Origin of the sequence: Streptomyces sp. NPDC048106, assembly GCF_040706415.1 — a bacterium.
In the GTDB taxonomy this organism is placed as follows: Bacteria; Actinomycetota; Actinomycetes; order Streptomycetales; family Streptomycetaceae; genus Streptomyces.
Genome location: NZ_JBEZND010000021.1, coordinates 133,602 through 141,884, shown reverse-complemented (window position 1 = coordinate 141,884; position 8,283 = coordinate 133,602). Strand labels below are relative to the sequence as shown.

The window sequence follows — 8,283 nt, the reverse complement described above, 5'->3', positions numbered from 1 at the left end:
GCTGCACACCTACAATCACCACCGCGGACACACCGCGCTGAAAGGCCAACCACCCGCCAGCCGCGTCCCCAACCTCACGGGTCAATACACCTAGATCAGGCCGTGCTCGCCGAGGTACTCCAGCTGGGCCCGTACCGAGAGTTCCGCCGCCGGCCACAGGGAGCGGTCGACGTCGGCGTAGACGTGGGCGACGACCTCGGCCGGGGTGCGGTGGCCGTTCTCGACGGCGGTCTCCACCTGGGCGAGCCGGTGGGCGCGGTGGGCGAGGTAGAACTCCACGGCGCCCTGGGCGTCCTCCAGGACCGGACCGTGGCCCGGCAGGACGGTGTGCACGCCGTCGTCCACCGTGAGGGAGCGCAGCCGGCGCAGGGAGTCCAGGTAGTCGCCGAGCCGGCCGTCGGGATGCGCCACCATCGTCGTACCGCGGCCGAGGACGGTGTCGCCGGTCAGCACCGCCCGGTCGGCCGGGAGGTGGAAGGACAGCGAGTCCGAGGTGTGCCCGGGGGTCGGTACGACCCTCAGCTCCAGACCGCCGGTGGTGATCACGTCGCCCGCGCCCAGACCCTCGTCGCCGAGGCGGAGCGCCGGATCGAGCGCCCGTACCCGGGTGCCGGTCAGCTCGGCGAAGCGGCCCGCGCCCTCGGCGTGGTCCTCGTGGCCGTGGGTGAGCAGGGTCAGGGCTATTCGCTTGCCGGCCTTCTCCGCCGTGTCCACGACGGCGCGCAGATGGCCGTCGTCCAACGGGCCCGGGTCGATCACCACGGCCAGGTCGGAGTCCGGCTCGGCCACGATCCAGGTGTTGGTGCCGTCCAGGGTCATCGCGGAGGCGTTGGGCGCGAGGACGTTGACGGCCCGCGTGGTGGCGGGGCCGGAGCGGACGGCCCCCCTGGGCTGGCCCGGCAGCGCGCTTGCGTCGGTCATGCGCGGCCCCCACCGGTCGCGTCGGCGGGCTGTGACCGCGTCGGAACGTGCTTGGTGAACTCCTCGTGCCCCGGCCAGGACAGCGCGATCTCGCCGTCCTGGAGCCGGGCGGTCGCCTGGATGGGCGTCAGGTCGCGCGCGGCGGCGGCCGTGAGGGCCTCGGCGGCGGTGCCGTACGGCAGCATCTCGCGCAGCGCGGCGATGGTGGGCGGCATCATCAGCAGCTCACCCCGGTCGTACCCGGCGGCGGCCTCGGCCGGGCGGATCCACACCGTGCGGTCGGCCTCCGTGGAGGCGTTCCGGGTGCGCTGCCCCTTGGGGAGGGCGGCCGCGAAGAACCAGGTGTCGTAGCGGCGCGACTCGAACTCCGGGGTGATCCAGCGCGCCCAGGCGCCCAGCAGGTCGGAGCGCAGCACCAGGCCGCGCCGGTGCAGGAACTCGGCGAAGGACTGCTCGCGCGCGACCAGGGCGGCGCGGTCCGCCTCCCAGTCGTCGCCCGTGGTGTCGTCGACGACCGTTTCCGGATCGGGCCCGGCGAGCAGGACGCCCGCCTCCTCGTACGTCTCCCGGACCGCCGCGCAGACGATCGCCTGGGCGCCCGCCTCGTCCACCCCGAGCCGCTGCGCCCAGGACGCGCGCGTGGGGCCCGCCCAGCGGATCCGGGTGTCGTCGTCACGCGGGTCGACCCCGCCCCCGGGGTACGCGTACGCGCCTCCGGCGAAGGCCATGGAGGCGCGTCTGCGCAGCATGTGGATGACCGGTCCGGCCTCGGTGTCCTTCAGCAGGAGCACCGTCGCCGCGCGCTTGGGGGACACCGGGGTGAGGGTGCCGTCCGCGAGCGCGCGGATGCGGTCCGGCCACTCCGGGGGGTACCACTGACCGTTCGCCATGGGCGGAGGCTATCCCGTGTAGGGCGAATGTTCGAGAGGTGCCGGAGGTGCAGGGGGCGGTGCGGGCGGGCTACTGGGCCAGCTCGACCTGGACCTCGACCTCGACCGGCGCGTCCATCGGGAGCACCGCGACGCCGACCGCGCTGCGGGCGTGCACGCCCTTGTCGCCGAGGACCTCGGCGAGCAGCTCGCTGGCGCCGTTGATCACACCGGGCTGGCCGGTGAAGTCGGCCGCGGAGGCGACGAACCCGGTGACCTTGACCACGCGCGCGATCCGGTCCAGGTCGCCGGCGACGGACTTCACGGCCGCCAGCGCGTTCAGCGCGCAGGTACGGGCCAGGTCCTTGGCCTCCTCGGCCGTGACCTCGGCGCCCACCTTGCCGGTGACGGGCAGCTTGCCCTCGACCATCGGCAGCTGGCCCGCGGTGTAGACGTACGCGCCGGACTGCACGGCCGGCTGGTAGGCGGCCAGCGGCGGCACGACCTCCGGCAGGCTCAGGCCCAGCGCGGCCAGCTTCTCCTCGACCGCGCTCATGCCTGCTTCTCCCGCTTCAGGTAGGCGACCAGCTGCTCCGGGTTCGGCCCGGGGACGACCTGGACGAGCTCCCAGCCGTCCTCGCCCCAGTTGTCCAGAATCTGCTTCGTGGCGTGGACGAGCAGCGGCACGGTTGAGTATTCCCACTTGGTCATGGGCCGACTGTATCCGCTGTGACCGATCACTCCCCCGTCGTCTCCCCGTTATCCACAGCCTCCCGCGTGACGGTCGGCCGGACTGGTTAGTCTCGAAGACGTGAGCAGGCTCCAGGTCGTCAGCGGCAAGGGCGGGACCGGAAAGACGACGGTCGCCGCCGCACTCGCGCTGGCCCTCGCGACCGAGGGGAAGCGGACGCTTCTCGTGGAGGTCGAGGGCCGGCAGGGCATCGCACAGCTCTTCGAGACGGAGGCGTTGCCGTACGAGGAGCGGAAGATCGCCGTCGCTCCCGGGGGCGGGGAGGTGTACGCCCTGGCCATAGACGCCGAACTGGCCCTTCTGGACTACCTCCAGATGTTCTACAAACTGGGCGGCGCGGGCAGAGCCCTGAAGAAGCTCGGCGCCGTCGACTTCGCCACCACCGTCGCGCCCGGCATCCGGGACGTCCTGCTCACCGGCAAGGCGTGCGAGGCGGTGCGCCGCAAGGACCGCGGCGGCCGGTTCGTCTACGACTACGTGATCATGGACGCGCCCCCGACCGGCCGCATCACCCGCTTCCTCAATGTCAACGACGAGGTGGCGGGCCTGGCGAAGATCGGCCCGATACACAACCAGGCGCAGGCCGTGATGCGCGTCCTGAAGTCCCCGGAGACGGCGGTGCACCTGGTGGCGCTGCTGGAGGAGATGCCCGTCCAGGAGACCGCCGACGGCATCGCGGAACTGCGGGCGGCGCGGCTGCCGGTGGGCCGGGTCATCGTGAACATGGTGCGGCCCGAGGTGTTGGACGCCGCCGACCTGGAACTCGTACGCACGGTGGAGCGTTCCTCCGTCGCACGGTCCCTGTCGGCCGCCGGCCTCGGCGGGGCGCGGCGCGGCGGGAACGCGGAGAGGCTGGTGGACCCGCTGCTGGCCCAGGCCGCGGAGTACGCCGAGCGCCACGCGCTGGAGCAGGAGCAGCGCGGCGTCCTCGGCGAGCTGGGCCTGCCCCTGCACGAACTGCCGCTGCTCGCCGAGGGAATGGACCTGGCGGGCCTGTACGAACTGGCCGCCGAGCTGCGCGAGCAGGAGGTGTCATGACAGCCGAGGACCGGGGCGAGGCCGAAGGGGGCGCCGTGGCACCCGAGGACGTGGGCGGGCCGGGTGACCTGGGCGGGACGGGTGACCTGGGCGAGACCGAGGGCCGTGAGGCGGCGGCCCGGCGGCTGGCCTCCCCCCGCGTGCTCGACGTCGACACGCTGCTGGACGACCCGGAGACCCGCATCGTGGTGTGCTGCGGCTCCGGTGGCGTCGGCAAGACGACCACCGCGGCCGCCCTGGGCCTGCGCGCGGCCGAGCGGGGCCGCAAGGTGGTCGTGCTCACCATCGACCCCGCCAGAAGGCTGGCCCAGTCGATGGGCATCGACTCCCTCGACAACGTGCCGCGCCGGGTCAAGGGCACGGACGGCGACGGCGAGCTGCACGCCATGATGCTCGACATGAAGCGCACCTTCGACGAGGTCGTGGAGGCGCACGCGGACCCCGAGCGGGCTGCCGTGATCCTGGCGAACCCCTTCTACCAGTCGCTCTCGGCGGGCTTCGCGGGCACGCAGGAGTACATGGCGATGGAGAAGCTGGGCCAGCTGCGGGCGCGGGACGAGTGGGACCTGATCGTGGTCGACACCCCGCCCTCCCGCTCGGCCCTGGACTTCCTGGACGCCCCCAAGCGGCTCGGCTCCTTCCTGGACGGCCGGCTGATCCGCCTGCTCACCGCCCCCGCCAAGCTGGGCGGCCGCGCGGGCATGGCGTTCCTGAACGTCGGGATGTCGATGATGACCGGCACCCTGGGCAAGCTCCTCGGCGGCCAACTCCTCAAGGACGTCCAGACGTTCGTGGCCGCGATGGACACCACCTTCGGCGGCTTCCGCACCCGCGCGGACGCCACGTACAAGCTGCTCCAGGCGCCGGGCACCGCGTTCCTGGTGGTGGCGGCCCCCGAGCGGGACGCGCTGCGCGAGGCCGCGTACTTCGTGGAGCGACTGGCCGCGGAGCGCATGCCGCTGGTGGGTCTGGTGCTCAACCGGGTGCACGGCAGCGGCGCGGCCCGGCTGTCGGCCGAGCGGGCGCTCGACGCCGCGGAAAATCTTGCGGACCCCCGCATTGTGGATCAGGGGGGCGGGAAAAATGGACTTCGTAACTCTCCCGACACGTACGGCAGTTCACGGCCTCCCACACCCGAGGCCGCAGCCGGTGCCGGCACTTCCGACGAAGGCTCCCCCGCCGACGAGGAACGTTCCGCCGACCGGCTCACCGCGGGCCTGCTGAGGCTGCACGCCGAACGCATGCATCTGCTGGCGCGCGAGCAGCGCACGCGCGACCGCTTCACCGCCCGTCACCCCGAGGTGGCGGTGGTCGACGTACCCGCCCTGCCCGGCGACGTACACGACCTCACGGGCCTGCGCGACATCGGCGACCGGCTCGCGGCGGGCACGCCCACGGAGCACGTGGAACCGTCGTAGCCGTCGCCACGGGCACGCACCGTCCTGGCGGACACGGCCGTGGTCGCGGCCGCCCTGGGCTCTTTGCCGAACCCGAGGCGCACTGGCTCGTGCGGACCTCAGCTCACGGCCGCGTAGTTCTCGTACACCTCGTCGCTGTCGAGGCGCACGAACCCAGTGCCGCGCTCGTACTCCGAGCGAGCGGTCTCCAGCAGTCTGCGCCAGGAGGTCACCGTGGGCCGCCGGCGCAGCAGTGCGCGGCGCTCCCGCTCGGTCATGCCTCCCCACACGCCGAACTCGACGCGATTGTCCAGCGCGTCCGCCAGGCACTCGGTGCGTACCGGACATCCGGTGCACACCGCCTTGGCTCTGTTCTGCGCTGCTCCTTGAACGAACAGTTCATCCGGATCGGTAGTGCGGCAGGCAGCCTGCGCACTCCAGTCGGTTACCCAGCCCATACCGGCGCCGTCCTCTCCCGAATCGAGGCTCCCCCACGGCGGCAGCGGCATATTCACCGCCGCCAGTTGAGGACGTTACGGAAGGTGGGGACAGCGCAACACCCCCGTCGGGCCCAATCTTGAATGGCCCGAACGGACTATGGGTAAGCGGCAGATCACCCGCGGGAGTGAGCTGGCGACATACGCGACTGTTCCGGCAAACCGGGACAGCTACGGTGCGCCACAACGGGCATCAGGTGACACACGCGGCGCAATCGGACACGTCCCAACGCGTGACACGGGGGGTTCGCAACGCTTCGGGACGCCGGACGGAGTGGTACGTGACCGCACCGCTGTGACAGTTGGGGGCAGCTTAGGCCAAGGGCTGCGCGCCTGTCCGGGAAATGGAAACGTAGGCAGGTCAGGCGGTCCGGCCGGGGCGCGTCGGCACCGGAACATCCCGAAGGCAGGCCGCTCCCGCAAAACGCTCAGGAGTACGGATTAGGCTGCCCCCATGCCAAAGAAGCGCTCGGGCGGTGGTCTGTCGCCGTTGCAGCAGGCCGCGAAGTTCCTCGGTGTCAGTGTGCTCGCGGGAGCCGTGATGGCGGGCATCGCGCTGCCCGCGGCCGGCGCGCTGGGCCTCGCGGCCAAGGGCTCGGTCAAGAGCTTCGACGAGATCCCGGCCAACCTGAAGAGTCCCCAGCTCAGTCAGCGCACCACGATCCTGGACGCCAAGGGCCAGCAGATCGCGAGCGTGTACTCCCGCGACCGTACGGTGGTCGACCTCAAGGACATCTCGCCGTACATGCAGAAGGCGATCGTCGCGATCGAGGACTCGCGCTTCTACCAGCACGGCGCGATCGACCTCAAGGGCGTGCTGCGCGCCCTGAACAAGAACGCGCAGGAGGGCGGGGTGGCGCAGGGCGCCTCCACGCTCACCCAGCAGCTGGTGAAGAACTACTTCATCGAGGAGGCGGGCGACGACCCGACGAAGGTCGCCGAGGCCACCCAGCAGACCATGGGCCGCAAGGTCCGCGAGCTGAAGTACGCGATCCAGATCGAGGAACAGCTCGGCAAGAAGAAGATCCTCGAGAACTACCTGAACATCACCTTCTTCGGCGAGCAGGCCTACGGCGTGGAGGCCGCCTCCGAGCGGTACTTCTCCAAGCACGCCAAGGACCTGAACCTCCAGGAGTCCGCCCTGCTGGCCGGCATCGTGCAGTCGCCCAGCCGCTACGACCCGGTCAACGACGAGGCGGAGGCCACCAAGCGGCGCAACACCGTGCTCCAGCGCATGGCGGAAGTGGGCGACATCTCCCCGCAGGAGGCCGCCCAGGCCAAGCGGCAGCCGCTCGGCCTGAACCCCAGCCAGCCCAAGAACGGCTGCATCACCGCGGTCCAGGGCGCCGGCTTCTTCTGCGACTACGTGCGCGAGGTCTTCCTCACCGACCCGGTCTTCGGCAAGACCAAGGAGGCGCGCGCGAAGCTGTGGAACCAGGGCGGTCTGACGATCCGTACGACGCTCGACCCGCAGTCCCAGCAGTCCGTGCAGAACTCCATCAAGAACCACGTCTACAAGTCCGACCCGGTGGCGACGGCCGCGACCATCGTCGAGCCCGGCACCGGCAAGATCCTCGCCATGGGCCAGTCCCGGCCGTACGGCTTCGGCAAGGACGAGACGCAGATCAACCTGTCGGTGAACCAGGGCATGGGCGGCGGCGCGGGCTACCAGCCCGGTTCGACGTTCAAGCCGATCGTGGCGGCGGCCGCGATCGAGGGCGGCAAGCCCCCGACGCAGGAGTACTCGTCGCCGTACGAGATGCCGTACCCCAGCCCGGTGGCCGCCTGTGACGGCAAGACCTGGCGCAACGACCCGGCCAAGCCCGCCACGCTGACCAACGAGAACGAGTCGGAGCACGGCCCGTACGGCATGAAGGAGGCGACCGCCAAGTCGGTCAACACCTACTACGTGCAGCTGATCAGCGACATCGGCATCTGCCCGGTGATCGACATGGCGAAGAAGATGGGCGTGGCGCGCGCCGACGGCCGCCAGATCGACCAGGCGCCCTCGATCGCGCTCGGCACCCAGGAGATGTCCCCGCTGACGATGGCGAGCGCCTACGCCACCTTCGCCTCGCGCGGCATGTACTGCACCCCGGTCGCCATCGAGTCGGTCACCCAGACGACCGGCAGCCAGGTGAAGTCCCTGCCGGTGCCGCGCTCGACCTGCTCGCGCGCGATGGCCGAGAAGACCGCGGACACCGTGAGCACGCTGCTCAAGGGCGTGGTCGAGGACGGCACCGGCCAGGAGGCCGGCCTCGGCGACCGCCCGAGCGCGGGCAAGACCGGTACGACGGACGAGCGCTACGCGGCCTGGTTCGTCGGCTACACGCCGAACATGGCGGGCGCGGTCTGGGTCGGCGACCCGCAGCACCGGCGCCACATGGTCAACATCACCATCGGCGGCATCCCGCACGACAAGGTCTACGGCGGCGAGGTCCCCGGCCCGATCTGGCGCGACATGATGACCGGCGCCCTGGAGGGCAAGCCGGCGGAGGACTTCAACCTGGTCGACATCCCGGACGACAAGGGCTCCGGGGACGACCAGGGGCGGGGCAACGGCGGTCGGCACGGCGCCGCGAACGGCGGCACCAACGGCGGCAACGGACAGCTGATCGGCGGCCTGCTCGGCGGCCTAACCGGCGGCACGGTGCCGACGCCGCCCGCCAACATCATCCAGGGCCAGACGAACGGCGGCCTGAACGGCCGGGCGGGCGGCGGTACCGGCGGCCGCCGCTAGGGCCTTTCGTCCGGAGCCGCGAGGCGTTCACATACGGCGGTGGGGCCGCACCCTTCTCCAGGGGTGCGGC

8 protein-coding genes are annotated in these 8,283 nt (G+C 71.4%); 3 read left to right on the top strand and 5 right to left on the bottom strand.

Annotated elements, in window-relative coordinates:
* Positions 1–90: 90 nt before the first annotated feature.
* The 4 genes from AB0927_RS22205 to AB0927_RS22190 all read right to left on the bottom strand — a co-directional run bounded on the left by AB0927_RS22205 (position 91) and on the right by AB0927_RS22190 (position 2,501).
* Positions 91–921, bottom strand: a complete 831-nt coding sequence (locus AB0927_RS22205) for an MBL fold metallo-hydrolase (RefSeq protein ID WP_366669396.1) — start codon at positions 919–921, stop codon at positions 91–93.
* The gene (locus AB0927_RS22200) at positions 918–1,811 is read right to left on the bottom strand and encodes an NUDIX hydrolase (RefSeq protein WP_366669395.1); all 894 of its coding nucleotides are present in this window, start codon (positions 1,809–1,811) and stop codon (positions 918–920) included. The genes AB0927_RS22205 and AB0927_RS22200 overlap by 4 nt, the downstream gene beginning before the upstream one ends.
* A gap of 70 nt (positions 1,812–1,881) precedes the next feature.
* Entirely contained in the window at positions 1,882–2,346 is a 465-nt protein-coding gene (locus tag AB0927_RS22195) for a RidA family protein (RefSeq protein WP_366669394.1), read from the bottom strand.
* Positions 2,343–2,501 carry a DUF4177 domain-containing protein gene (locus AB0927_RS22190; protein ID WP_018547934.1) on the bottom strand — a complete coding sequence of 53 codons (159 nt, stop codon included), beginning with the start codon at positions 2,499–2,501 and terminating at the stop codon, positions 2,343–2,345. The genes AB0927_RS22195 and AB0927_RS22190 overlap by 4 nt, the downstream gene beginning before the upstream one ends.
* Before the next feature lie 100 nt (positions 2,502–2,601).
* On the opposite strand from AB0927_RS22190, the gene AB0927_RS22185 reads away from it, so the two are divergent.
* Positions 2,602–3,579: an ArsA-related P-loop ATPase gene (locus tag AB0927_RS22185; RefSeq protein ID WP_366669393.1), complete on the top strand. Its 978-nt coding sequence runs from the start codon at positions 2,602–2,604 to the stop codon at positions 3,577–3,579.
* Positions 3,580–3,665: 86 nt separating this feature from the next.
* Positions 3,666–4,997, top strand: a complete 1,332-nt coding sequence (locus AB0927_RS22180; protein WP_366669405.1) for an ArsA family ATPase — start codon at positions 3,666–3,668, stop codon at positions 4,995–4,997.
* A 98-nt stretch (positions 4,998–5,095) separates the two neighbouring features.
* On the opposite strand, the gene wblA is transcribed toward AB0927_RS22180, so the two are convergent.
* On the bottom strand, positions 5,096–5,434 hold the full coding sequence (gene wblA / locus AB0927_RS22175; RefSeq protein WP_366669404.1) for a transcriptional regulator WblA: 339 nt from the start codon (positions 5,432–5,434) through the stop codon (positions 5,096–5,098).
* Positions 5,435–5,927: 493 nt separating this feature from the next.
* On the opposite strand from wblA, the gene AB0927_RS22170 reads away from it, so the two are divergent.
* Entirely contained in the window at positions 5,928–8,213 is a 2,286-nt protein-coding gene (locus AB0927_RS22170; protein ID WP_366669391.1) for a transglycosylase domain-containing protein, read from the top strand.
* Positions 8,214–8,283 lie beyond the last annotated feature (70 nt).

Bases quoted from the DNA above. Each gene is read 5' to 3' on its own strand.
- AB0927_RS22205 (WP_366669396.1), bottom strand. From the start codon at position 921: ATGACCGACGCAAGCGCGCTGCCGGGCCAGCCCAGGGGGGCCGTCCGC.
- AB0927_RS22200 (WP_366669395.1), bottom strand. From the start codon at position 1,811: ATGGCGAACGGTCAGTGGTACCCCCCGGAGTGGCCGGACCGCATCCGC.
- AB0927_RS22195 (WP_366669394.1), bottom strand. From the start codon at position 2,346: ATGAGCGCGGTCGAGGAGAAGCTGGCCGCGCTGGGCCTGAGCCTGCCG.
- AB0927_RS22190 (WP_018547934.1), bottom strand. From the start codon at position 2,501: ATGACCAAGTGGGAATACTCAACCGTGCCGCTGCTCGTCCACGCCACG.
- wblA (WP_366669404.1), bottom strand. From the start codon at position 5,434: ATGGGCTGGGTAACCGACTGGAGTGCGCAGGCTGCCTGCCGCACTACC.
- AB0927_RS22170 (WP_366669391.1), top strand. From the start codon at position 5,928: ATGCCAAAGAAGCGCTCGGGCGGTGGTCTGTCGCCGTTGCAGCAGGCC.